This is a genomic window from Oceanobacillus locisalsi (genome assembly GCF_042675985.1).
GTDB lineage: Bacteria > Bacillota > Bacilli > Bacillales > Amphibacillaceae > Oceanobacillus > Oceanobacillus locisalsi.
In genome coordinates, this window is sequence record NZ_JBHTKK010000024.1 from 41830 (window position 1) to 65873 (window position 24044).

The 24044-nt window shown below is 39.4% G+C and carries 24 protein-coding genes; 2 read left to right on the forward strand and 22 right to left on the reverse strand.

All coding sequences use genetic code 11. From position 1 onward, the window contains the following. Positions 1-77 precede the first annotated feature (77 nt). The 6 genes from sucD to ylqF all read right to left on the reverse strand — a co-directional run bounded on the left by sucD (position 78) and on the right by ylqF (position 6063). Positions 78-980, reverse strand: coding sequence for a succinate--CoA ligase subunit alpha (sucD, locus tag ACFQ19_RS16380; protein WP_379593716.1), 903 nt, complete (start codon positions 978-980; stop codon positions 78-80). 52 nt (positions 981-1032) lie between these two features. Continuing rightward, positions 1033-2193, reverse strand: a complete 1161-nt coding sequence (sucC, locus tag ACFQ19_RS16385; protein WP_379593717.1) for an ADP-forming succinate--CoA ligase subunit beta — start codon at positions 2191-2193, stop codon at positions 1033-1035. Positions 2194-2289: 96 nt separating this feature from the next. Continuing rightward, entirely contained in the window at positions 2290-2553 is a 264-nt protein-coding gene (locus tag ACFQ19_RS16390; protein ID WP_379593718.1) for an EscU/YscU/HrcU family type III secretion system export apparatus switch protein, read from the reverse strand. Further along, complete coding sequence (locus ACFQ19_RS16395; protein WP_379593719.1) at positions 2550-4280, reverse strand: hypothetical protein; 1731 nt, start codon at positions 4278-4280, stop codon at positions 2550-2552. The genes ACFQ19_RS16390 and ACFQ19_RS16395 overlap by 4 nt, the downstream gene beginning before the upstream one ends. An 18-nt stretch (positions 4281-4298) precedes the next feature. After that, positions 4299-5072 (reverse strand): ribonuclease HII, encoded by a 774-nt coding sequence (locus ACFQ19_RS16400; RefSeq protein ID WP_379593720.1) that lies wholly within the window; start codon positions 5070-5072, stop codon positions 4299-4301. Positions 5073-5223: 151 nt separating this feature from the next. Then, positions 5224-6063 carry a ribosome biogenesis GTPase YlqF gene (ylqF, locus tag ACFQ19_RS16405; protein WP_379593721.1) on the reverse strand — a complete coding sequence of 280 codons (840 nt, stop codon included), beginning with the start codon at positions 6061-6063 and terminating at the stop codon, positions 5224-5226. Positions 6064-7144: 1081 nt separating this feature from the next. Here ylqF and ACFQ19_RS16410 point away from each other — a divergent pair. Further along, positions 7145-7444 (forward strand): hypothetical protein, encoded by a 300-nt coding sequence (locus ACFQ19_RS16410; protein WP_379593722.1) that lies wholly within the window; start codon positions 7145-7147, stop codon positions 7442-7444. A 246-nt stretch (positions 7445-7690) separates the two neighbouring features. On the opposite strand, the gene ACFQ19_RS16415 is transcribed toward ACFQ19_RS16410, so the two are convergent. The 15 genes from ACFQ19_RS16415 to smc all read right to left on the reverse strand — a co-directional run bounded on the left by ACFQ19_RS16415 (position 7691) and on the right by smc (position 21626). Further along, the gene (locus tag ACFQ19_RS16415; RefSeq protein WP_379593723.1) at positions 7691-8878 is read right to left on the reverse strand and encodes a hypothetical protein; all 1188 of its coding nucleotides are present in this window, start codon (positions 8876-8878) and stop codon (positions 7691-7693) included. Between the two features lie 307 nt (positions 8879-9185). Then, the gene (locus ACFQ19_RS16420; protein ID WP_379593724.1) at positions 9186-9596 is read right to left on the reverse strand and encodes a hypothetical protein; all 411 of its coding nucleotides are present in this window, start codon (positions 9594-9596) and stop codon (positions 9186-9188) included. Positions 9597-9605: 9 nt separating this feature from the next. Then, the gene (locus ACFQ19_RS16425; RefSeq protein ID WP_379593725.1) at positions 9606-10193 is read right to left on the reverse strand and encodes a hypothetical protein; all 588 of its coding nucleotides are present in this window, start codon (positions 10191-10193) and stop codon (positions 9606-9608) included. Positions 10194-10341: 148 nt separating this feature from the next. Continuing rightward, the gene (locus ACFQ19_RS16430) at positions 10342-10731 is read right to left on the reverse strand and encodes a hypothetical protein (RefSeq protein ID WP_379593726.1); all 390 of its coding nucleotides are present in this window, start codon (positions 10729-10731) and stop codon (positions 10342-10344) included. 655 nt (positions 10732-11386) lie between these two features. After that, entirely contained in the window at positions 11387-11944 is a 558-nt protein-coding gene (gene lepB / locus ACFQ19_RS16435) for a signal peptidase I (protein WP_379593728.1), read from the reverse strand. Between the two features lie 216 nt (positions 11945-12160). Next, the gene (rplS, locus tag ACFQ19_RS16440) at positions 12161-12505 is read right to left on the reverse strand and encodes a 50S ribosomal protein L19 (protein ID WP_080874776.1); all 345 of its coding nucleotides are present in this window, start codon (positions 12503-12505) and stop codon (positions 12161-12163) included. 120 nt (positions 12506-12625) lie between these two features. Then, positions 12626-13366, reverse strand: a complete 741-nt coding sequence (gene trmD, locus ACFQ19_RS16445) for a tRNA (guanosine(37)-N1)-methyltransferase TrmD (RefSeq protein WP_379593730.1) — start codon at positions 13364-13366, stop codon at positions 12626-12628. Next, entirely contained in the window at positions 13367-13879 is a 513-nt protein-coding gene (rimM, locus tag ACFQ19_RS16450) for a ribosome maturation factor RimM (RefSeq protein ID WP_379593731.1), read from the reverse strand. It abuts the gene before it with no gap. Between the two features lie 26 nt (positions 13880-13905). After that, a complete protein-coding gene (locus ACFQ19_RS16455) occupies positions 13906-14295 on the reverse strand; it encodes a YlqD family protein (RefSeq protein ID WP_379593732.1) in 390 nt (129 codons plus the stop codon). 131 nt (positions 14296-14426) lie between these two features. After that, positions 14427-14654, reverse strand: coding sequence for a KH domain-containing protein (locus ACFQ19_RS16460; RefSeq protein WP_080874780.1), 228 nt, complete (start codon positions 14652-14654; stop codon positions 14427-14429). A gap of 13 nt (positions 14655-14667) precedes the next feature. Next, on the reverse strand, positions 14668-14940 hold the full coding sequence (gene rpsP / locus ACFQ19_RS16465) for a 30S ribosomal protein S16 (protein ID WP_379593734.1): 273 nt from the start codon (positions 14938-14940) through the stop codon (positions 14668-14670). Between the two features lie 317 nt (positions 14941-15257). Next, on the reverse strand, positions 15258-16607 hold the full coding sequence (gene ffh / locus ACFQ19_RS16470; RefSeq protein WP_379593736.1) for a signal recognition particle protein: 1350 nt from the start codon (positions 16605-16607) through the stop codon (positions 15258-15260). Between the two features lie 13 nt (positions 16608-16620). Further along, positions 16621-16938 (reverse strand): putative DNA-binding protein, encoded by a 318-nt coding sequence (locus ACFQ19_RS16475; protein ID WP_379593737.1) that lies wholly within the window; start codon positions 16936-16938, stop codon positions 16621-16623. Between the two features lie 95 nt (positions 16939-17033). Beyond that, positions 17034-18044: a signal recognition particle-docking protein FtsY gene (ftsY, locus tag ACFQ19_RS16480; RefSeq protein ID WP_379593743.1), complete on the reverse strand. Its 1011-nt coding sequence runs from the start codon at positions 18042-18044 to the stop codon at positions 17034-17036. A gap of 12 nt (positions 18045-18056) precedes the next feature. Further along, a complete protein-coding gene (gene smc, locus ACFQ19_RS16485) occupies positions 18057-21626 on the reverse strand; it encodes a chromosome segregation protein SMC (protein ID WP_379593738.1) in 3570 nt (1189 codons plus the stop codon). Positions 21627-22828: 1202 nt separating this feature from the next. Between smc and ACFQ19_RS16490 the strand changes: the two genes are divergently transcribed. After that, positions 22829-23050 (forward strand): DUF1128 domain-containing protein, encoded by a 222-nt coding sequence (locus ACFQ19_RS16490; RefSeq protein WP_379593739.1) that lies wholly within the window; start codon positions 22829-22831, stop codon positions 23048-23050. Positions 23051-23119: 69 nt separating this feature from the next. Here the strand turns inward: ACFQ19_RS16490 and rnc are convergent, their stop codons facing one another. After that, entirely contained in the window at positions 23120-23806 is a 687-nt protein-coding gene (gene rnc, locus ACFQ19_RS16495) for a ribonuclease III (protein WP_379593740.1), read from the reverse strand. Positions 23807-24044: the final 238 nt, after the last annotated feature.

The following is a 24044-nucleotide window of genomic DNA, read 5'->3' on the forward strand; positions in this document are numbered from 1 at the left end:
CCTGCTGCTTCTATCCATTATCAGATAGAAGCAGCATTCCATGCCCGGCTTCTTCTTTTTAAATGATCTTTACAGTTTTAGTGTGTTTTACATTTTTCCTGCAAGCCTTTTTCTGTCAATGCTTCGATCATTGTTTCTCCCATCACAGCAGGCGTAGAAGCTACTTTAATACCGCAAGATTCCATAATACGGATTTTTTCTTCTGCTGTACCTTTTCCTCCGGAGATAATCGCACCTGCGTGCCCCATACGTTTTCCTGGAGGTGCCGTTGCTCCGCCGATAAATCCGACAACAGGTTTTGTCATGTTGGCTTTCACCCACTCAGCAGCTTCTTCTTCCGCAGTACCGCCGATTTCACCAATCATGATTACCGCTTCTGTTTCCGGATCATTGTTAAATGCTTCCAGTACATCAATAAAGTTTGTTCCATTAACAGGGTCGCCGCCAATACCAACAGCTGTCGTCTGTCCATAGCCGGCTTCTGATAATTGGTGAACTGCTTCATAAGTTAACGTACCAGAACGGGAAACAACACCGATATGTCCTTTTTTATGGATATATCCAGGCATAATGCCAATTTTTGTTTCATCTGCTGTAATGACACCCGGGCAGTTCGGGCCGACAAGACGAGTTTTCTTGCCTTCCATATACCGTTTTACTTTCACCATATCCATAACCGGAATATGTTCTGTAATACAAATGACTAAATCAAGCTCAGCATCTGTTGCTTCTAAAATTGCATCAGCAGCAAAAGGAGCTGGTACATAAATAACCGATGCCGTTGCTCCAGTAGCTTTCACAGCGTCTTCCACTGTGTTAAATACAGGAACACCTTCTACTTCAGTTCCCGCTTTTTTCGGTGTCACACCACCAACGATTTGCGTACCATAGTCCAGCATTTGTCTTGTATGGAAACGTGCTGTTCCACCTGTTATTCCTTGGACTATTACTTTTGTATCTTTATTTACATAAACACTCATTCTAAGTCCGTCCTTTCCTATTTGTAAGTCAATACACGGTAACTACTATACTTTATTTTACGGCAGCAACAATTTTTTCTGCTCCATCTGCCATAGAGGATGCAGAAGTAATGTTCAGACCGGATTCATCTAAAATTTCTTTTCCTCGCTCTACATTTGTGCCTTCTAAGCGCACAACAAGCGGAATCGTCAGTCCCATTTGATGTGTTGCTTCCACAACACCTTCAGCAATGACATCACACTTCATAATTCCGCCGAAAATGTTTACAAAAATACCTTTTACATGTTCATCGGAAAGAATAATTTTAAATGCTTCTGTTACTTTCTCGGTTGTAGCACCGCCTCCTACGTCAAGGAAGTTAGCCGGATCGCCGCCGTAATGTTTTATAATGTCCATGGTAGACATCGCCAGGCCGGCGCCATTCACCATACATCCGATATTTCCATCTAAGGAAACATAGCTTAAATCATATTTAGAAGCTTGAATTTCTTTGTCATCTTCTTCGCCCAAATCACGCAGATCAGCGATATCCGTTTGACGATATAAGGCATTATCATCAAAGTTTAATTTTGCGTCCAGTGCCAGCACTTGATTATCACCAGTTGTTACAAGCGGGTTGATCTCTGCAATAGAGCAATCTTTCGCAACAAAAGCGTCATAAAGTGCTGTCATAAATTTAACTGCTTTCCCAAGCAATTCATCCGGAATATTAATATTAAAAGCAAGTCTTCTAGCTTGATAAGGTGATAGACCGACAACCGGGTCAATCACTTCTTTAAAGATTTTTTCAGGTGTTGCTTCAGCCACTTCTTCGATTTCTGTGCCGCCTTCTTCAGACGCCATCATTACTACTTTTGATGTAGCGCGGTCCAGAACTACCCCTACGTAATATTCGCTCTGAATATCACAGCCTTCTTCAATAAGTAAACGTTTTACTTCTGTGCCGTCAGGACCATTTTGATGTGTTACAAGGGTCTTTCCTAAAATTTCATCCGCGTATGTACGAACTTCCTCCAGGCTCTTTGCAACCTTTACACCACCGGCTTTTCCGCGCCCGCCTGCATGAATTTGCGCTTTGACAACGGTTACAGACGACCCGAGCTTCTCTGCTGCTTCTACAGCTTCGTCAACGGAATAAGCTACATGGCCTTCGGGAACGTTTACACCAAATTCTCGTAGAACTTGTTTACCTTGGTACTCATGAATGTTCATCTTCCATCCTCCTATCAAAATCAATGCAATACTATTGTATTAAAAATAGAGAAAATAAACAAGAAATAGGAAACATAAATTCAATATTATTTCCTTTTAAGTTTGTTTATCTGCTTGATAGATGAAAGCAAATACTTCGGAAACAACTTGAAAGAGTTCTTCCGGAATCTGTTCATTGATGTTTAATTGTGCCAGTACTTCTACTAAGGACGGGTCGTCTACTATCGGTATATGATGCTCTTCCGCCCGTTCGATGATTTCTTCAGCTAAAAAGCCTTTTCCCGAAGCAGCCACTCTCGGTGCTTCATCCATACGCTGCTCATAACTTAAGGCCACTGCTTTTCTTCTTTTCTCATTCATATGCGAAAGTCCACCTTCCTCTGGACAGCTTGTCCGTCATCAATGTTTCCTGCCTGATGCTGCTTTTCCCCTTCTGTATAAGGCTTGCAAATAACTGATGTTACCTGATAATTCATTTTGTCCAATGCTTCTTGTAAATCAGGACGAAGTTTATCTACTAAAATCGGTGTCGTATCCTGATCATTATAAATCGTGATAGCGAGCGCATTCTTGTGAACATGCAAATCTACAATAGTCTCTTTCATTTTGTGCAGCTCTAAATCAAAAATAATACGGCAATACTCCGGATCAATATTTCCATCCGCCGTCTTCTTTCCTTCAAAATGCAAATCGATATCCTTGGACAACCCAAACTTTTGACTAGGTATCTGTATATTAGCCTGCATAACATAACTGTTGTCATGCAGGTTATTTATTTGCATGCCATTCAACAAATGTACGAGCTGTTGTGCGTTTTCTCTGCCTGGTCCGCCTCCATTATTCTGAAGCATTTCCAATAATAAGTGTTTGAATTGTGTTGTATGAGGGGCATCCGATTTTAAAGCGTTTTCCGCATTTAAACCTGCATCACGAAGGGTCCACAGCATTCGCTGTAAAAATTGTTCCTTGGGATGATGGATACTGCTCTCATTGGAAGCCGTCCAAATATGCATCAATCGCTCCAACGCCTGATAATTTTTCGGTTCTATTAAAGCTTCCAGCAAAGGACGGACAACGGCTTCCATTTCAGGAGTTACCGGTGCTTGTTTGGCAAAATACCGTGGAAACACCATGGTTAAATTCTCCTTAGACTGGGCTGCTGTGTTATTTCCTTGAATCAATGCTTCCTGTAATACTTTAGCTTCTGTTATCAATTGTTTTTGATTCCCCAGAATAGACTGGAGTTGTTCCTTAGCTCCTTCAAAACTGGAAGTAAAAGGGAGCGCGAACGCTGTTTGACTGGATAAATCCTGTGAGGCAGATGGACTCCATTGCTGTAACATATTCAACCAGCCCTGTTTATTCAATACTTTTGAAACGAGACCAAGCTCTTGAAGAAATGGAAATAAAACAGGTTTAGCTGCTTGAGCATCTGCAGTGAAGACAGCGCGAACCGCACTTTGTTCAGATGGAAATCCTCTTAGAACATGTTCTAATTCAGCTTGAAGCATCGGATATTGCCCAGAGGGAAGGGACCGCTCCAATGACGCTAAACTGTCACTGATACTGTCATTTTGTATCGCTTGCACTGCTTGAAACGAAGCGTGTGTTACAGGAATACGCATTTTCATCAGCTGCATAAGGGCAGGCTGGGCTTGTTGCGGGGAAATTTTATTTTCCTGGATATATTGAAGTGCCTGCAGCAACTCATTTTTCTGTATGGGGACCTGCTCTCTGACAAGCGCCTTAATCAGACGGACAGATAATTTACTTTCTTTTATTCCAAGCTGCTGCAAAAGCTGACGCGTTATTTGCTGTCCACTCTGCTGTTCTTCAGTTATTACTTTCAACTCCGGCGTATTTCCTTCTATGGAATCCACCTGAAAAAAGTATTTGCCGCCAACGGAAAGAGAGGCTTCCAGTTGGGCAACCAGCTGCTGACCTTGCATTTGAATAGCTGCCCGATGGTTTGGAAAAAGCTGCTTGACCGTTCCTTGTAAAACATCACCTGTTTTCAAGTTTTGCAGCAAACCGGCTTTGGATGATCGGGATAATGTCCCCGTTGTTACGTTACCTTGAATCCTCATAGTTTCCCCTCTTTTTCATTATCCTCTTAATAGTGTTTTTATTGGAGCAAAGGTCGTTCGATGGTAAGGCGTCACTCCGAATTGATGCAGACCGTCCACATGCGCTTTCGTTCCATATCCCATATTTTTATCAAATTGGTAAACCGGATAGGTTTGATGCAATTCTTTCATAAACTGGTCACGAGCTACTTTTGCTAAAACACTGGCGGCTGCAATACTGACGCTGGATGCATCTCCTTTGATAATTGCTTCTTGGGAACTTTTTATTCCCGGTAGATGAACGGCATCTACTAATACATGATCCGGAGAAGGGTGTAATCCGGCTAACGCTTCATACATTGCCTTTTTAGTTGCTTCATAGATATTCATGGCATCAATAGACTGGTTATCTATAAAAGATATGTGGTAGCTGAGCGCATGCTCCATGATATATGTACTATATTCTTCTCTTACGTTTTCTTTCAGTTTTTTAGAATCATTTAAACCGATTAAGCGAAAGTCTTCCGGCAGGATTACAGCTGCTGCAACAACCGGTCCTGCAAGCGGTCCTCTCCCTACTTCGTCCACACCGGCAATCCATTCTGCGCCGCCCGCATATGCTTTTTTCTCATACTGCTGCATACTTTCAAATTGCTGGATTAATTGGTTTTCACGCTCTTGCTTACGATGATAGGATTGGATCAGAGTCTGTACCCCTTTCCTTTCATCTTGGATGAGCACCTCCCATTCTTCCTCTGTCAGATTGTTTTCATTTAATAATTGCTTAATTTCTGCGATGGATTGTTTTTTCATGATTCATCCTGCTTTCTTATATTATCGTCATTTCTCTTGATATGTTAAATAATCTTTTTTCATATGAAAATAGCCCACAAAGAAGTATCCCTTGCAGACTAATCATACATGTTATCGCAGGATAACGAACCCCGCGATGCAATGTTTTCCTTTACGGTTGTTCCAATGTGAATTTGCCTAACTTTCCGGTACGTAAATCCTGAAGAACAATATCGGAGACTTTGTCAAAATTCACATGGCCGCCGCTTTCTAATGCGCCTCTTTTTCGCCCTATACCCTCAAAAAGTTCTACCATATCCGAACTATCTTCTATATGATAACGTTCCGGTAAACGATCCGGGTATTCTTCAAATAAAAAGCGGATAACAAAGGCAGTGATATCTTGAAGGGGAAGAATTTGGTCTTTTATTGTTCCAATTGCAGCCAGCCGATATCCTACAATCTCTTCTTCAAATTTCGGCCATAAAATACCCGGGGTATCCAGCAATTCAAAATCTTTCTTTACCTTAATCCATAGTTGCTGTTTGGTAATTCCGGGGCGGTCGCCCGTTTTCGCAACTTTCTTGCTGGCAAGCCGGTTAATTAGTGTTGACTTGCCTACATTTGGAATACCAACAATCATTGCTCGTGCAGGTCTAGGGTTAATTCCCTTTTTTTGGAGTTTATCCATTTTTTCTTGTCCCATCGCCTTCGCAAGCTGGACAATTTGCTGTATATCACTTTTTTGATTCACATCCACCGCAGCTGCCTGTACACCTTTTTTCCGGTAGTCTTCTATCCATGCAGCTGTGTATGCAGGATCAGCCAAATCTTTTTTCATCATCAGCACAAGCTTCGGCTTTTGCTCCAAAACTTCCTGCAGCATCGGATTTTGGGAAGAGTAAGGCACTCTTGCATCAACTAATTCAATCACAAAATCAACAAGCTTTAATTGCTCCTGCACCTCTCTCTTGGCCTTAGCCATGTGACCAGGAAACCACTGAATTGTCATAGCTTCATTTCACTCCCTTCATACCAAGGGTTTCAGACCCTGAATTTCATATTTTATCGTTTATCTTATAAAAAGTAACTTTATAAGTTGAAGTAAAGGTTTTGCCTTCTGGCATTCGCTCCGGAAAAACTACGCTTTCCGCGGGCCCCGAGCTCATCTCCTCGATAAAGGAGACTTAGCAATTGACAAGCCAAAAAGCGCAGACAGAGCTAAAGTTGGGCCTAGGACTGCAATTACTCGCCCCATCGAAAACCATTGCGCTTACTCGTCCCATCAAAACCGCCGCTCTTATGCCCTGCGTGTAAAAAAGAAATTCATTTTTTCTGTTTATAGTTCAACATAATAATCAGCTAAACCATTTTTTACTTTGGGAAGGGTATTTGAAGAAAAGCCTTTAAGAGGATGTTCAAAAAGTCCAATAAAAATGACACGGCGAATTTCTGCGTTGACGAGATTTTTTCGATACTCACGTATTATAAAACATACGCTCCGTTCGAAAAAATCTCCTCGCCTTGAACTTCTGAGTCCGATTTATCGGGCTTTTTGAACACGCACTTTAAGTGTATAAGTTTCTTTAAGCACTAAGCTGTCTCTAAAATCATTCAATGAAAACTTTACTCTTTTTCATCTTATTCCCTTTTCACCTAGGGTAAAGAGAAGACATGAAAGGCAATAGGGTAAATCCTATTTTATCATATTTTCTCTTTTATTTCATATTTAATTTTGCTGCTTCCAAATCACACATTCTTTCCATTCTTCTAAATTTTGTTCAGGTATATTTCAATGTTCCTTATTTCGAGTCAAACCTGTCATATCAATAAAATTCTCCTGAAAAACAGGTCGGGGGGCAAAATGTTTATCACACACGATCACTTCCCTGTCATTTCACTTATTATCGTTTATCAGTTGGGTGAAAATACTTATAAAAGCTAGAATAAGGGAATACAAACGATGTCGATTGGTTTGGAACAAATAACAAAGGTAAAGAATTAATTATCAAAGGTTCTTAATTGTAAATTACTATGATGCACAACGTTGGTCAAATCCTGCTGGCGGTAAGCCTAACGGATTTAAGCGGAAGATGGATAATCTTTATGAGGTCAATGGTAGCCCGCAATACCTTGTGCAAGATGATAATGGTAATATATTCTACACAACTGAGCGAAGTGATTTAGTCAAAGTTGGCGGAACATATAACGGTTCTGGCGTTTCATACAGTGGCGCAAATCTAAAAGTAGATGGCAAAGCTGGGGAATCAACTATTGAAGCATTACAGCGTGCTTTAGGAACTCCCCTAGATGGCGTCATTAGTGGACAGTATAGTAATGCCGTTACTCAGGCTTTCTATGGAGGAATTTCCTATGGAACAGTGGTTCCTTAGTTGTCAAAGCTCTACAAAAGAAAGTTGGCTCTTCTGTTGACGGATTATTGGGGGCTGGCACAATCAAGAGTCTCCAGCGTTATCTTGGTACTCCTGTAGATGGAGTTGTATCCAGACCATCCTCTATGGTAATTGAAAAATTACAGGAAAAATCGAACGCTGGCACATTCTAAATAAACATAAAAATAGCCCTTCACTGTTTCTATGTGAGGGGCTATAATTTTTTGTACAATTAGAAAAGTCGGATTAATATGAAATTATTCCTATAATAGATATAGCGTCTGAAACTGTAGCTTCCGCTGCTTGTATGTTTTGTGTAGACATTGGGTCATCTATGACTAAATCTTCGCTAGCGATTACTTCTTCTAGGCTTGAAATAATCTTTTCGATATTCTCCATGCCGTCTTCCCCTAAATGATTATTTGCCTCTGGATTATCTATTATAGAACTCAGACTTTCCGTCTCCTCTGACAATAATCGTATTGTTTCATCAGCATCCTCCTCGCTAATCTCTAACGCAAGAGCATCACTATTAATCGACTGGACTTCATATAATAAGTCCGAAATGGATTGCAAGGTAGATTCCAAACCTTCTACTTTATTATATTCGGGTTCTGTTATCTCTTCCTCTACTTCTGAATCATCCTGAGATCCATAGATATCATCAATTTGCTGTTGTTTTTCTTCATTTTCCATTTCTCTCTGATGTCTTTCTTCTAGTTCAACTTCTTCTTGAATATCTGCTTCTAACTCTTCTTCTTGCTGCTTTTCAGCTTCTTGTAATTCTCTTTGCCCTTCTTCACTGGCATAATATTCATCAATATCTATACATTCTTCTACTGTATAAGCTTGACTATTTATACAATTATCCCATTCGGTTGGATTAAAAAACTCTGGTTCATAATCCGGGTTAAGTTCTTCGTTTGCTTCTGAAGTGTCATTATTATCGGCAAAATCATTGTCTCCATTTACCATTTCAGCAGTTATGGAGTTTTTATCCAGTTCAAGTGTGTCGATTATATTTTCCTCTAAGATAATCGCATATTCAGAAGGTTCGTCGTATTTTGTGTCATTAATAAACATATAGGCCGTATCTTCGTTTTCTTTGAGGGCATACAATGTAGTAAAATTATCAAGCAACTCGTCTTCCGTTGTAGTAAGTATTGCATCTTCTCCGTTATCTACCTTCTTCCTACTTTCCCATGCTATGTCATATAAATCAGTGGCAAGACCTCTTTCGCTATCACTACTGAGATACTCCCCGTCAGATTCTCTTACTCTTTCTTCATATGTTTCATATTCTTCTACAAACTTCTCATAATTTTCTTCCGAAATATCCGAAGGGACATCGTTACCACTATATTCTTCATTTGAACTACAGCCAACCAAAAGTATAAAAACAATAAATAACGCAAAACAAACTTTTAATTTCACTGTTTCACTCCCGTTCTTTTGTAAATATGTATAGGATAATTATACCATGTTTCACCAATAAAAACACTATTTCATTGAGTTAAAAATATTAGAGTTGAATAAAAATTAGATACTTTTAAATATTATCTAATGGTAATAAAAAACAATGGAGATAAGAAGTACCAGTTCTATCTCCATTGTCAATCTATTTATAATTGTTTTCGATACTTTAACATAATATTTTAAGAATCTACAGAGCATTTTATTGACCGCGGTGTTAATTTTGCGCATTAAAAATTAGATAATGTAAACAGTTTATTTTAGACTCTCATATAATAATTCCTAAGTCTACCAAATAATAAGTTGGATTATCTTTATCTTCCTGAAAATCAATAATCACATTTGTTGAACCCGCTGATCCAGTGACAGCAGCAGAAAACTCAAGATGAAGAACAGTGTAATCTCCATTAAAGTACACAATGTTTGCTGATTCTATTCCAACTGAATCAATATCTAATTCATCAGCTATTTCATCATAATGTAGTTCAAATTCGGACTCGTATTGCTCATTCCCTTCAAGGTAATCTTCCGTTCTTTGAATATGATGTACGCCTTCTTCAAGCGGACTACTTTTGCCTTGAAGAAATACATATTTACCATCTTGACTAGGAAAAATAGCTTCATCATCTAACCTGTGTATATTTTTACTTTCTTTGTCAAATACATGAATTGTATCCATTAATAAAGCTTATCGATTGTTAAGTTCTGTTTCAAATACCAATTCTTTAAAATCGTCTAACTCTCCATTCTCGATGCTTTTACTAAAATGGTTGGTATCTCCACTCACCGCTGTAAAATTGGAGAGATCTTGATTCATATATACATATATAAATTCGTTAGCTCCTTCTGCCTGACTATTCCTAATTTCGAGGAAAAATGACTGTTTATTTACAGAAGGAATAGAAATCTCCAGCTCATCACTTGGCTGTAAATTGAATGATGCTAATTCTTCAACCAAATCAATTGTTTTTTCTCCTTCATTCGTGCGAACCGTAATAACATTATTGTCTTCCAAAGTAACTTCAGGGTGTGACTGCAGTAGTGTATCTTCTTCCTTTTCAAACATTTCTGCTTCAAAACCCTCTGTTAAATCTTTAAAAGCACTTTGAGTATTTTCTGAATCAGACAGGGGAGAAAAGTATTCTTTTATCTCCTTCTCTGTATTTATATAATTAACAATTTCTTCGGGATTATTTTCAACATCAAACTGAGAAAAAATATACTGATTTTCATCTTTAAAATAAACTGTGTACATTGGTGTAGAATAAAAAAGCAAGAACTCCATAAGAGATGAGGAAATTTCTTATGGAAACCCTAGTTTATAATTTATATTTTTTTCACTTTGATCTGTATTATTCCCACAAGCTGCTAGAAATAATATACAAATTAATATTAGTATTATTTTTTTCACAACTAGCCCACCTCTACTCTTTGTTGTTAGTATTTACTTGTTGTATTAATTGAATATAATCTTCATTTTTAATTTCAAAAGAATGTGCTGGCTTAGCTATACCTTCCCCTTTAACATCATAAGAAATTCGATCATCGATTACCGCTTCTAATGATTCTCCATGTTGACTCTCTACAGAAACTACTCCATCACTCGTATCGTGAATTTTGTATGTTTCATCATCCACCCCGTACCTTTTAACAGTACCGGTTGTATAATCACGCCCAGCTACCGCAGTGATTTCCATATCCAGTAATTTCTCATGAGATTCGGGATTAGCTAACGTTAAATTCTCTACATCTTCCACCATGGCTTCACTATTCATATCTGTATAAGCGTTGCTGTGTTCAGTATGGTCGTCCACCCTTTGATTTTCTATATCAAAATCTATGTAACCCTTGGTGGTCTATGCCAATAAATTGGACAATTGAAATGGTGAATTTATTAATTTCCTACCGTGCTCCGCTTGCTTCCTTCTGTGTTAAAGGAAGGGGAAATCCACCCCTTCCTTTAACACATAGGCTGATCACATTCTTCTATGAAGCTATCTTACGCAGATATATTTTTTCATAAAAAAACACCTCCTACTCATTTAATCGTTTCTCGATTAGAGATAGAGGCATTTTACATAAAAACACGGTAATATTTCTTTTATTCGGGTAACTAATTATAACCTGAAATTCTAATACTCATCTTGCTGAGTCTTTACTTTAATCTACTTCCTATTCCCCAATTTTTTCTATAGGAATTGGCCATAATAATCTTTCTGCATCTTCGTAATATCATTCGACAATCCCATCTTTCTTTCCGTATATATCCATAACAACTTTAGCTAAACATTTATTATTACGAATTCCTATGGAGCAAGGGAGTTCAAATTGCTCCATTAATCCCCATTCTAGCTGGAACTACAACGATTTGCGAATCATTCGGTATATCGTAATAACGATTTACATTACTTCACCCATATCATCTCTTTCGTTCAGATGATGATGTAAGTACAATACTTCCTGATCTCCTTATTCGCTAAAATGGATACGATTCAACGGCCAGTAGACGAGACTTGCTTCTCCGACCACTTCATCCATCGGCACTACGCCGATAATCCGACTGTCTGTTGAATTACTCCGGTTGTCACCTAATACAAATACAGAATCCTCGGGAACAACCTCATGTCCTTCTTCCAAATCTTCTAATTCAAAATCGTTTGTAAAGACCTGGTCACTCAGAAAAGGCTGCTCTACTGGTTCGCCATCTATATATAATACATCATCTCTTACTGCTACATGTTCTCCCGGCAGCCCGACAACCCGCTTGATAAAGTCATTTTGCTCCGGAGCATGAAACACAACGATATCAAAACGATCCGGTTCTCCGATAGTATAATTAATCTTATTCACGATCATTTGATCACGATCATGCAAGGTCGGCAACATGGAGGGTCCTTCTACAACGATAGGCGCAAATAAAAACATCCGTACCAGAAACACGAAGCCAAAAGCAAGCAACAGTGCTTTGATCCAGTCCAGCCATTCATTTTTTTTCTTTTTTTGTTCATTCTGTTCTTTCTCTGACATCTGACTTCCTCCGATAACTTCAGTCTACCTATTATTGTAGCTAGGAAACTTTAGATAAACAACTTCTAAGTATTATTTTTTTATATACAACTTCTTCAATAAAAATTTAAAGTGCGGCATACTCGAAAACGGAAATTTCTCAGAAGCAATGAAAAAGAGCTACTGCCATCATTGACGTAGCCCTTTTGTATTCGTTTCAAATTCTCTGTCGGTCGATTAGCGACGCTCTTTAATACGAGCTGCTTTACCGCGCAGGTTACGAAGATAGTAAAGCTTCGCACGACGTACGATACCGCGACGAGAAACTTCGATTTTATCAACTCTTGGTGAATGTAATGGGAAAGTACGCTCCACACCGATACCGTAAGAAATTTTTCTTACTGTAAATGTTTCACTGATACCGCCGTTTTGACGTTTGATTACAACACCTTCAAATACCTGGATACGTTCACGACTACCCTCTACAACCTTAACGTGAACTTTTAATGTATCACCAGGTCGAAAATCAGGATGATCTGTACGCAATTGATCTTTGGTTACGTCAGCAATAATTTGTTGCATGATTTTCACTCCTTCCAAACTAATGCTCATGCCCTCATTCGAACAGCGGAACATCGTTTTACATACTTATACGCACATAAGCACAATTAATAATATAGCATATTCTTCCGTGAAGCACAACTACTTTTCGTTATTTTTTATTTCCTGAAGTATTTTTTTATCTGCCTCATGGAACTCTTGATTTTCTAACAGATCAGGGCGTCTTTGAGCGGTTCTTTTTAAAGATTCCTTTCTTCGCCAAGCTTCAATATTCGCATGATTTCCTGATAACAAAACATCCGGAACTGGAAGTCCCCGAAAATCAGCAGGACGCGTATAATGCGGATGTTCTAGTAAGCCGGTAGAGAAAGAATCTTCTTTTGCTGATGCTTCATTTCCCAAAGCTTCCGGCAATAACCGGACCACACTGTCTGCAACTACCATTGCACCCAGTTCTCCCCCTGTTAAAACATAATCGCCTATCGATATCTCGTCCGTTACTAAATATTCACGAATACGTTCATCATAGCCTTCATAATGTCCGCAGATAAAAATTAGATGTTCTTCTTCTGCCAGTTCTTCCGCCTTTTTTTGTGTGTATGGCTCGCCTTGAGGACACATTAACACAATACGGGGGCAAGAGGAGACATGCTCTTTTTTCACAGCCTCGACAGCATCAAATACCGGCTGCGGCGTCAATACCATTCCCGCTCCTCCACCATACGGATAATCATCCACCTTGTGATGCTTATTCGCCGAATAGTCGCGAAAATCAACGAGCTGATAGGTAAACCTCTTCTTATCTGCCGCTTTTTTTAAAATAGAATTTTCCAAAACACCATGAAACATGTCCGGGAACAATGTCAAAATATCAATATGCATCTAATCTAACAACCCTTCCATCAGTTCCACGGAAATAACGCCGGATGTCACATCCACTTTTTTTACGACATCTTCAATATATGGGAGCAATAAATCTTTCTGCCCCGGTCTTTGTACAACCCACACATCATTGGCACCGGGAGACAGGATTTCCTTCACGCTGCCTAACGTTTCTCCCTCCGTTGTTTCCACCTTGCAGCCGATAATTTCATGGTAATAATAGGCATGTTCTTCCAATTCTGCTGCCTGTTTTTTATCAATATACAAATGCAGACCCTTCCACTTTTCCACTTCATTCAAATTTGTATATCCTTCAAATGTAAGCAAGTCAAAACCTTTATGAATGCGGTGTGACGCAATGGTTAATGGAATATCTCCATCATCTGACACGATAATTACTTCGTTGCCGGGAATGAATCGCTCTTCAAAATCGGTAATACGCAAAAGTTTCACTTCACCGCGAACGCCATGTGTATTAACAATTTTTCCGATTTTTAATTTCTCTGTATCCATGTTTTCGTTTTCCCACCTATTCTATATCATTCGTCAATTCGAATAACTTTATCATCTTTAATTACGATAGCCTGCTCCTTCATAATATGGTCCCAATCCGAGCCGACTTCGACTTCAACAAGAGCTTCAACCTCTTTTTCCACGATTTCACTTCCCATTTCCAATTCATCCAGCTGTTCGATTTTAAAATCCAGCAGCTTTATTTTTTCCTGGCGATTTTTAATTTCCTGGTTAAACCGCGATTCCATATCCGAACGAGTATTGGCGTTTTTGTTCTTTAATTTTCTTATTTCAAATTGGAGTTGTTGACACTCTTGTTCAAGACGTAATTTATGATTGATGAAATTTTGGCGGATCTTTTCTTTGCTTTCTTCCGTTACGACCAGCTTAATGGGAACTTTTTTGATTAATTGCAATGAAATTCAGCTCCTGCCCGATAGATTCGAAAATGTGTAAAAAGGGAAAGTTGAACCCTAAAAAAACAGGATCAGCTTTCCCTTTACCAAGTTATCCAAACAGCATGCATGATGCTGCTCGGATAAGAATCTTACATAATATCTAAAAAAATGCGTTTATTACCACCAGTATTGGCTGCATAGACAACTGTACGGATTGCTTTTGCAACTCGTCCATTTTTGCCGATTACTTTTCCGACATCATCCGGATGAACGGTTAAATGATAGGTAACCTTCGAATCTTCTTCGGTTTCCTTAATAACAATATCGTCCGGATAATCTACTAATGAGGTAACAATCGATTTAATCAGGGCTTTCATGATATCACACTACTTATTTTGAATTTTTTTGTTCGTGGAAATTCTTCATGATGCCTTGTTTAGAAAACAGGTTACGTACTGTGTCACTTGGCTTTGCGCCTTTTGTCATCCAATCAAGTGCTTTTTCTTCATCTATTTTAAATTCAACCGGATTCGCTACAGGATTGTACGTTCCGATCTGTTCGATAAAGCGACCATCACGTGGAGAACGAGAGTCAGCTACTACAATACGATAAAATGGATTTCTTTTTGCACCCATACGTTTTAAACGAATTTTTACTGCCATGTTTTGCACCTCCAATAAATATCTTATCACAAGAATTGATTCTAACAGATAGTTTTTAGTCTGTAAAGTATTTTTCCATTACAAGTATATTTTATTATAAAAAGACGTGAAAATCAACACGAAGATACGTGTTCAAAGCGAAATAAGTTCTTTACCGCCATTCACATTATTTTAACGGACTTTTTGAACCAATGTTGTCAGATTAAGCCGAACGCTACGGAAAAACATTTCGCGAGATAGTTTCATGACTATCTACCTGTATCAAATATAATTTTTATAAAATATATTAAACTGACAACATTGCTTTTTAAACTTCCTTACATGAAAGGAAATTTCATGCCGCCGCCTTTTCCTTTCTTGCCTTTTTGCGTGTTGGTCATCTGCTTCATCATTTTTTTCATCTCGGAGAACTGTTTTAACAAGCGGTTTACTGCTGCAACAGAAGTTCCGGATCCTTTTGCAATACGTTTTCTTCTGCTTCCGTTGATGACGCTCGGTTCCTGGCGTTCTTCTTTTGTCATCGATTGAATAATCGCTTCTACTTCTGTCAATTGACTTTCATCTAACTGCGCATTTTTCAAGCCTTTCATCTTGTTAGCCCCCGGAATCATGGACATTAAATCATCTAAAGGCCCCATTTGACGCACCTGTCCCATTTGTTCCAGAAAATCATCAAATGTAAAGGATGCCGAACGCATTTTATCCTCTAATTCTTTTGCCTGTTTTTCATCCACATTGGTCTGCGCTTTTTCAATAAGGGAAAGCACATCCCCCATGCCAAGAATTCTGGAAGCCATGCGTTCCGGATGGAAAGCCTCCAGCTGATCCAGTTTTTCGCCCATTCCGGCAAATTTAATCGGCTTATCTGTTACTGCTTTGATTGAAAGCGCCGCACCGCCGCGGGTATCTCCGTCTAATTTCGTCAGAACTACGCCGGTAATATCCAGCTGGTCATTAAAGCTTTCTGCAACATTAACTGCATCCTGACCTGTCATGGAATCGACCACTAAGAAAATTTCATCCGGTTTTACATCCGCTTTGATATGCTGTAATTCTTCCATCAGATTTTCATCCACATGGAGACGTCCTGCCGTATCAATAATGACATAATCATTATGATTTTCTTTTGCCTGAGCAATCGCCTCATTGGCAATATCAACCGGATTTGCTTCTGTTCCTGATGAGAAAACAGGCATATCCAGCTGTGTTCCCAATGTTTCCAATTGATCTACTGCCGCCGGCCGATAGACGTCACATGCAACTAACAGGGGATTCCGGTTATGATTTTTACGCAGATGGTTTGCCAGTTTTCCAGTTGTTGTTGTTTTACCTGCACCTTGTAAACCAACCATCATAATAACCGTCGGAGACCGATCTGCTACTGCAACCTTGCTTTGCTCGCCGCCCATTAAGCTGGTTAACTCTTCTTTTACCACTTTGATAACCTGCTGTCCGGGCGTTAAACTTTCCATTACTTCCTGCCCGACCGCTCTTTCCTTGATCCGGGCGATTAGCTGTTTTACTACTTTGAAGTTTACGTCTGCTTCCAGGAGTGCCAGACGAACTTCTCTTGTCATCTCTTTCACATCTTGCTCGGAGACCTTGCCTTTGCCGGTAATTTTCTTTATCGTACCTTGGAGACGCTCCGCCAATCCTTCAAATGCCATAGAAGGTATCCCCCTAATCTATATCTTGTAATTGTTGTACATATTTCTTTGCCTCCGGATCTTTTACTGTTTCCGAAAGCTTTTCAATAATTTCGGTTCTTTTTTCAAATCTCGAAAAAAGATGCAGCTTCGCCTCATAAGACTCCAACATTTTTTCCGTTCTTCTAATATTATCATACACAGCCTGTCTGGAAACCTCCAACAGCTCTGAAATTTCGCCCAAAGAATAGTCTTCCACGTAATACATTTCCATATAGCTGCGCTGTTTCGGTGTTAACAGTGTTTGATAAAAATCAAATAAATAATTGATTCGGTTCGTTTTTTCCAACAACGGGCACACCTCTTGTTAAGTGATTTTCCTTTACAATATCATATCCAATCAAATCAGAAGTTGTCAAGCAGCACAAAAGCTGGTTTTAGTTTAGCTTATTCTGCTTCCTTCTCTTCCTCATTCATTCCCAGATCCGCAAATAAACCATATACAAATGCATCTGCTTCAAAATGCTGCAGATCATCTATTTTTTCGCCTAATCCGACATATTTTACCGGAATCTGTAATTCATTGCGGATAGCCAGTACAATACCGCCTTTTGCTGTTCCGTCCAATTTGGTCAGTATAATGCCAGTTACATTTGTTGCTTCTGAAAAAGTACGTGCTTGTGTCAACGCATTTTGGCCAGTGGTTGCATCCAACACGAGCAGAACTTCCTGAGGAGCACCGGGAATTTCACGTTCAATAACGCGTTTTACCTTCGCCAGTTCGTTCATCAGGTTCACTTTATTTTGCAGTCTTCCGGCAGTGTCACAAATTAAAACATCGGATCCCCGTGATTTGGCAGCCCTGATTCCATCATAAATGACTGCGGCAGGATCGCTTCCTTCATTATGCTTAATGACCGGAACGCCGGCACGCTCTCCCCAAATATCCAATTGTTCAATTGCGCCGGCACGGAACGTATCTCCGGCTGCCATAATGACATTCTTGCCGTCTGCTTTTAATTGGTGAGCAAGCTTGCCGATGCTTGTTGTTTTTCCGACGCCATTCACGCCGACAACAAGAATAACCTGTAATCCTTCTCCATCTACCTGCACATGCTGAATAGACGAATCTTCTTCTCCGTAATAGATTTCTACGAGCTTTTCCGATATAACATCTTTTATTTCTGAGGTATCTTTAATCTTTTGGCGTTTCACTTCCATTTTTAGTTCTTCAACCAAATCCATTACCGTCGAAACACCGACATCCGCTGTAATAAGAACTTCTTCCAGCTCTTCAAAGAAATCCTCGTCCACCTTGCGATAACGAGCGATTAAATCATTTAATTTCCCGGAAAAGGAATTTCTCGTTTTTTTCATTCCTTCCTGGTATTTTTCGGAAACTTCCTGTGTTTCTTCGTTTTGCTTAAACCGTTGTTTCAATTTATCCATAAAACCCATCATGATATCCTCCTACGATTGCATCAATTCTTTGGTATCTTCCAACCGGACAGAAACGAGTCTTGATACGCCTGATTCCTGCATCGTCACGCCATAAAGTACATCTGCTTCTTCCATCGTTCCTTTGCGATGTGTGATAACGATAAATTGCGTATCTTTGCTGAATTGCTTCACATACTTCGCGAAACGGACAACATTCGCTTCATCCAGAGCTGCTTCTACCTCATCCAGTATACAAAAAGGAACTGGACGGACACGTAAAATAGAGAAGAGAAGAGCAATAGCTGTTAAAGCCCGTTCCCCGCCTGATAAAAGGCTTAAATGCTGCAGTTTTTTACCGGGCGGCTGCGCGATAATATCGACACCTGTTTCCAATAAATTGTCGGGTTCGGTTAATTTTAATTCAGCATGTCCGCCGCCGAACAAGTGCTGAAACACATGCGAAAACTCTTCCTTTATTTTTGAGAAAGTCGTATCAAATCTTTCTTTCATTTCCGTATCCATCTCTTCAATAACAGTATATAGCGTTCGCTTGCCTTCCACAAGGTCGTCCCTTTGTTCTTTTAAAAACTGGTATCTTTCCGAAATTCGCTCGTATTCTTCAATTGCCCCTAAATTAATTGTTCCTAATTGGTTGATTTGATTTTTCAGGCGGGTGACCACTGCTTTCGCTTCTTCTGTGTTTTCAACTTTGGAATAATCACGCTTGGCCATCTCATACGTCATCATATATTCTTTTTCAAGCTGCTGCAGATGACTGTCAAGCTCGACATCCAAACGGTTGGATTTCACCTCCTGTTTTTGATACTGCTCATTCGTTGTCTGGTATTGTTCTTGGGCTTTTTTCAGTTTCTCTTCTAAAGCCTGTTGTTGTTCTGAACCAGATTTTCTCTTTTCACGCAGTTTTTCGATGCTTTCTGTTATTTCCTTTTTGGAATTTTTGGCTTGGGCTATATTTTCTTCCATTTCTTCTTCTGTTTCTTCCTGGTTGTTGATAGCCGCTATTGTCTCCAGCTCTTCTTCTGCTTCCTTCTTTTCCTGAAGTGCCCGTTCCAGTTGTGTTTCTAACGCTTTTGTATTTGCTTGTTGATTTTTATAACGTTCTTCCCGTTCTGCCAAGGCTACTTTCACTTCATTAAGCGTGTCCTGCAATTTTTCTCTGGATTCTTTTAATTTTGCTTCCTCTTCTGTTAAATCATCTATTTCTTTTTGGGTCGTTTGCAGCTTGAGATGAATGTTCTCTAATTCTTTTTCTAACACTTCACTCCGGTCTGTTAATTCTGTATGGCTTTGTTCATTCTGCTTTTTATCCATATCATAGATAGCTAAATTGTCATTAACAGATGTTAATTTAGCCTGGAAAGATTGGAATTCAGCCTGACTTTCCTGAACATCAGTTTGTATACGTTGGGTCTCTTGTTCCGTTGAGCTTATTTTTTCATCCAATTCACGCAGGTAATCTTTCTTTTTCTGTACACCTTTCTCAAACTGCTCTGTTTTTTGCTGGTATTCTTCTAAGCGCGCCTGCAGCTCCTGCAAATCCTTCTCACGAGTGAATAAGGATTGATTTTGCTTTTTCTGCGCTCCTCCCGACATAGAACCGCCAGGGTGTACCATATCTCCGTCCAGTGTAACAATCCGGTATCTCCGCTGCAGTTTTATCGCAATATCATTCGCATCCCGCAACGTCTTCGCAATCACAACATTCCCCATGATATGCTGTACTGCTTTTTCATATTTTTTTGCTTTCGGCTGCACCAAATCAGATGCTACTCCCACAAAGCCGGGATAATCACTTATCTGCTGCTGTCCGTCCCTTGCTAAAAAGCGCGGCTGAATGGACTGCAGCGGCAGAAAAGTTGCCCGTCCGCTATTTGTCTTTTTCAGCCAGTTAATTGCCTCTCTGGCTGTTTGGTCGGTTTCCACAACAATATTCTGCGCCTGTCCGCCAAGCACTGTTTCGATTGCTGTAATATAGTCTTTCGGAACATCCATTAACTCAATAACGGCTCCTTCTATCCCCGATAACTTTCCTTCTTCCCTTGCTCGTAAAATTTGACGGACACCCTGAAAGAATCCTTGAAAGTCTTCTTTCATTTCTTCCAGCATTTCTTTCTTTGATTTTACTTTTTCAATATATTGATAGCCTTGATACAGTTTCGATTGAGCTTCTTCGTATTTGGTCCGCTCCGTTTGCATTTCCTGTTTTAACGTTTTTAATTGCTCATTCTTTTCTTCTAAATGGTTCTTATGTTTCTCTAATCGTTCTCCGGAAGCTTTCTGTTTAGCTTGCAACTCTTTTCTATCCGCAAGCATGTCCTTAAATTTCATAGACTGCGAGTTATTTTTAGCTTCTATTTGTTCTTGCTGCCGGTCCACAGATTGTTTTTCATTCCGAAAGGCAGCCTGCTGATTCAATAACTCGATGTATTCTGCTTTTAAATCCTCTATGCGATTTGCTACATCTTCCGGACGCGTCGCTAATTTTTTCTCGATGTCTTTCTTTCTGGCCAATGTATCAGCTTTCTCTTTCTCTAAACGTGTTAACTTTTCCTGCTCATCCGCTTTTTGCTGTTCCAGTACATGGACATTAGAAGTTACCCGCTCTAATTGCTGCACAAGTTTTTCTTTATTTTCATCCGCATGCTTGGAGCGCTCATCAAATAATTGCTTCTTGCCTTCATATTTCTCCAGGCGTTCTGTTACTTCCAATAGTCCGGCCTGCAATTGTTCAATTTCTGCTTCGTATTGCTGCATGTTTTCTTTTTCTTTCGCCAAGTCTGTTTCAATCAGATGGATAGCTTCTGATTGTTCCTTTTGTTTTTTTTCATTATCAGCTAAATAGGCTAATACCTGTTGCCATTCCTGATGTATCTGCTCCATTTCCGTGATCAGCACAGAAATCTCTTTTTCTTGAAGTTCAGCTTGTAAATTCTGATATTGTTTTGCTTTTTTAGATTGTTCTTCTAAGGGGCTCAATTGCTGTTCAATTTCATAAACAATATCCTCGACACGATTTAGATTCTCCTGCGTTTCCGCAAGTTTATACTCTGCTTTTTTCTTACGCTGTTTATATTTTAAAACGCCTGCAGCTTCTTCAAAAATTACACGGCGTTCTTCCGCCTTTGAACTCAGTATCTCTTCTACCCGTCCTTGACTGATAATAGAGAATGCTTCTCTTCCCAGTCCGGAATCAATAAACAGGTCTACAATATCTTTGAGCCGGCAGACCTGTTGATTAATATAAAATTCACTTTCTCCGGACCGGTAAACTCTTCTCGTTACACTGACTTCTTCATAATCTAAGGGAACACGCTGGTCTTTATTATCTAATACGAGTGTAACTTCCGCGACATTTAAAGGAGATCTCGAATCACTGCCCTGGAATATAATATCTTCCATTTTTGAACCGCGGAGAGATTTCATTGATTGTTCCCCCAAAACCCAGCGAACCGCGTCCGTAATATTACTTTTCCCGCTGCCATTGGGACCTACTACGGCTGTTACACCAGGTACAAAATCAACGTTAATCCGTTCCGCAAAGGATTTAAATCCAACACTTTCCAATCGCTTTAAATGCATAATCATTCTCCTAAAAATCAATCTTACTTTTTATAGTTATTATATATAATTCAACTTTCACACCTAAAAACAGGCATATAAACCTTACAGTTTCAAGGTGAACACGACCTCTATTATCTGCTTGCTTTGATTTCAATCATTCTTTTTTTAATCAGGAAATGGTGTATAGCTTCCGCTCCGGCCAACCACTCCGCTTTCCATGGGGACGGCTTCAGCTAACTTGAAAAGAAAACCGCTTTTCAAGTGGATCTCCAGCTCGCCCTGCGATGCACAAATGTTTTCGATGGGGCGAGTAAGCGCAGCCCCAGGACGTGCAAGTGCAGGCGTTGTGACAGGAGTCACGGTTTTAGCTTGCAAACCACTTAGGAGTCTACGTGGTTGGCCTGCGCTCTAATAAAACGCTACAACTCTTGGAAGAAATAACATCCTGATGAAGTGAGATGAAATAATCGCTTTTCAGCCTAAATAAACCATCATTTTGGTGTTTCAAATGGTTGGTTTAGTAATTCAACTCATGACAGTATGGATCATATCGAAAATAGCTTTCATGCACAGAAAGGGATGCTTGCTGAACATTTTTTCCATACACCACAAAAAATGTGTTCTGTTTGATCTACTTTTATTTGTTCAGCTACTTCATGTACAGAAGTTCCCACTAGCGAAGGCGGACCGTTTTGACTCCTGAGGGATCAGCACCCTCTGAAGATCCACTTTTGCCAAGCGATCTTCTTGGCAAAAGTTAGCTGAAGAGCGTGCCCCTAGGAAAGCAAAACGGTCCGCCGCAGCGGTTGCTTTACACTCTACCTTCTAATTTTTGTCAACAGATGTATGGTAAGGAAGTTACTTTTTAAAGTACAAAAGTTGAATATATAAGATGAAATCAATATTTTACCTTCATTTTTCAAGCACAAAAAACATATCTATTCATTCAATATATAAAGTTATAAATTTTATTTTTTATATGATCGCTGCTAGAATCGTTTAGCTAATACATTTTATCATATTATGATGCTTTAGCCTATGTGCAGCACGGTATTAATTCAGAAATGGACCATTAACGATTGCTAAAACTTATGCTATAATAAACACCTATAACATGATACATTCAGTTACTGTACATGCTTCAGTTAAAATACACATCATTGCTATTTTATACTTTTCCATGTACATGAAAATGTCGAATTAAGGATAAGGGGGATAAGATGCAGTTAGATCAGCCAAGCGTTGCAAATATGGAGTACATGCTTCAGGAGCTAGCAGAAAAATTGCAAGTCGTTAACCGTTCAATTATGGACGCAGAGGATTATGACCTCGAAAAATATGATGAATTAAAATGGATGTATGACATGGTCATCAGTAAAGGCCGTTTAAGCGCCTCAGAAACACAAGCCTTTATTAATGAACTGGCAGCCATTCGTAAATAAAACAAAAAACGTTACGCAAGAACAGGCAACCAACGATTCTTGCGTAACGTTTTTTATGCGCAACACTTTTTATTCCGGAAGTTTTTTCTCCAGTGCTGCCTTAGCCGCTTTTTGTTCAGCTTCTTTTTTTGTTCTTCCATTTCCTTTTCCTGCCGGTTCTCCCTGAATCACAACTTGAGCAATAAATTCTTTGTGATGCGAAGGACCTTGCTCATCGATAATTTGATATTCAATTTTTCTATCCTTTTGCTTCTGGACAATTTCCTGAAGATGACTTTTATAATCCATTACGCTTGCTGTAGCATCTACGGTTAATGCAGGGAAAATACGTGTGTTTAAAAAGTGCAGCACAGCATCAAAGCCCTGATCTAAATAAAGTGCCCCTAAAAATGCCTCAAATGCATCTGCTAAAATGGCTGGTCTCTGTCTCCCGCCTGTCTGCTCTTCTCCTTTGCCCAGCAGAAGATACTGCCCAAAATCAAATTGCTTGGCAAAGACGGTTAAAGAAGCTTCACATACGATAGCTGCACGTAATTTGGTCATTTCTCCCTCGGGCATTTCCTGATTATTTCTGTACAAATATTGCGAAACAGCCAATTCCAGTACAGCATCTCCCAAGAATTCCAACCGCTCATTATCATGTAACTTCATTTTCTTATATTCATTCACATACGAAGAATGCGTAAATGCTTCTTTTAATAAATTTTTTTGCTGAAAAGTAATACCTAACTCTTTTTCCAGTTGACTTAAGTCCATACGAACCGTTACGAAAAACTTATAAAAACCTGTAAAAGAGATTTTTTGTTTTCTTCCCTGTTCTCCGTGTCCGATTTTGTATCTGTCTCAGATACTACTCTCGTTTGCTGCAACACTCCGAGGGCGTTAATTCCCGTGTAACTCACGGTACATATTAGCCGTGTCTTGTTCGTGACTATACGGCTAATCTTGAAAGGTTGATACTAGCGTTCATGTCCCTGTCGATTCGATTGCCACA

Bases quoted from the DNA above. Each gene is read 5' to 3' on its own strand.
- sucD (WP_379593716.1), bottom strand. From the start codon at position 980: ATGAGTGTTTATGTAAATAAAGATACAAAAGTAATAGTCCAAGGAATA.
- sucC (WP_379593717.1), bottom strand. From the start codon at position 2,193: ATGAACATTCATGAGTACCAAGGTAAACAAGTTCTACGAGAATTTGGT.
- ACFQ19_RS16390 (WP_379593718.1), bottom strand. From the start codon at position 2,553: ATGAATGAGAAAAGAAGAAAAGCAGTGGCCTTAAGTTATGAGCAGCGT.
- ACFQ19_RS16395 (WP_379593719.1), bottom strand. From the start codon at position 4,280: ATGAGGATTCAAGGTAACGTAACAACGGGGACATTATCCCGATCATCC.
- ACFQ19_RS16400 (WP_379593720.1), bottom strand. From the start codon at position 5,072: ATGAAAAAACAATCCATCGCAGAAATTAAGCAATTATTAAATGAAAAC.
- ylqF (WP_379593721.1), bottom strand. From the start codon at position 6,063: ATGACAATTCAGTGGTTTCCTGGTCACATGGCTAAGGCCAAGAGAGAG.
- ACFQ19_RS16410 (WP_379593722.1), top strand. From the start codon at position 7,145: ATGGATAATCTTTATGAGGTCAATGGTAGCCCGCAATACCTTGTGCAA.
- ACFQ19_RS16420 (WP_379593724.1), bottom strand. From the start codon at position 9,596: ATGGATACAATTCATGTATTTGACAAAGAAAGTAAAAATATACACAGG.
- lepB (WP_379593728.1), bottom strand. From the start codon at position 11,944: ATGTCAGAGAAAGAACAGAATGAACAAAAAAAGAAAAAAAATGAATGG.
- rplS (WP_080874776.1), bottom strand. From the start codon at position 12,505: ATGCAACAAATTATTGCTGACGTAACCAAAGATCAATTGCGTACAGAT.
- trmD (WP_379593730.1), bottom strand. From the start codon at position 13,366: ATGCATATTGATATTTTGACATTGTTCCCGGACATGTTTCATGGTGTT.
- rimM (WP_379593731.1), bottom strand. From the start codon at position 13,879: ATGGATACAGAGAAATTAAAAATCGGAAAAATTGTTAATACACATGGC.
- ACFQ19_RS16460 (WP_080874780.1), bottom strand. From the start codon at position 14,654: ATGAAAGCCCTGATTAAATCGATTGTTACCTCATTAGTAGATTATCCG.
- rpsP (WP_379593734.1), bottom strand. From the start codon at position 14,940: ATGGCAGTAAAAATTCGTTTAAAACGTATGGGTGCAAAAAGAAATCCA.
- ffh (WP_379593736.1), bottom strand. From the start codon at position 16,607: ATGGCATTTGAAGGATTGGCGGAGCGTCTCCAAGGTACGATAAAGAAA.
- ftsY (WP_379593743.1), bottom strand. From the start codon at position 18,044: ATGGGTTTTATGGATAAATTGAAACAACGGTTTAAGCAAAACGAAGAA.
- smc (WP_379593738.1), bottom strand. From the start codon at position 21,626: ATGCATTTAAAGCGATTGGAAAGTGTTGGATTTAAATCCTTTGCGGAA.
- ACFQ19_RS16490 (WP_379593739.1), top strand. From the start codon at position 22,829: ATGCAGTTAGATCAGCCAAGCGTTGCAAATATGGAGTACATGCTTCAG.
- rnc (WP_379593740.1), bottom strand. From the start codon at position 23,806: ATGGACTTAAGTCAACTGGAAAAAGAGTTAGGTATTACTTTTCAGCAA.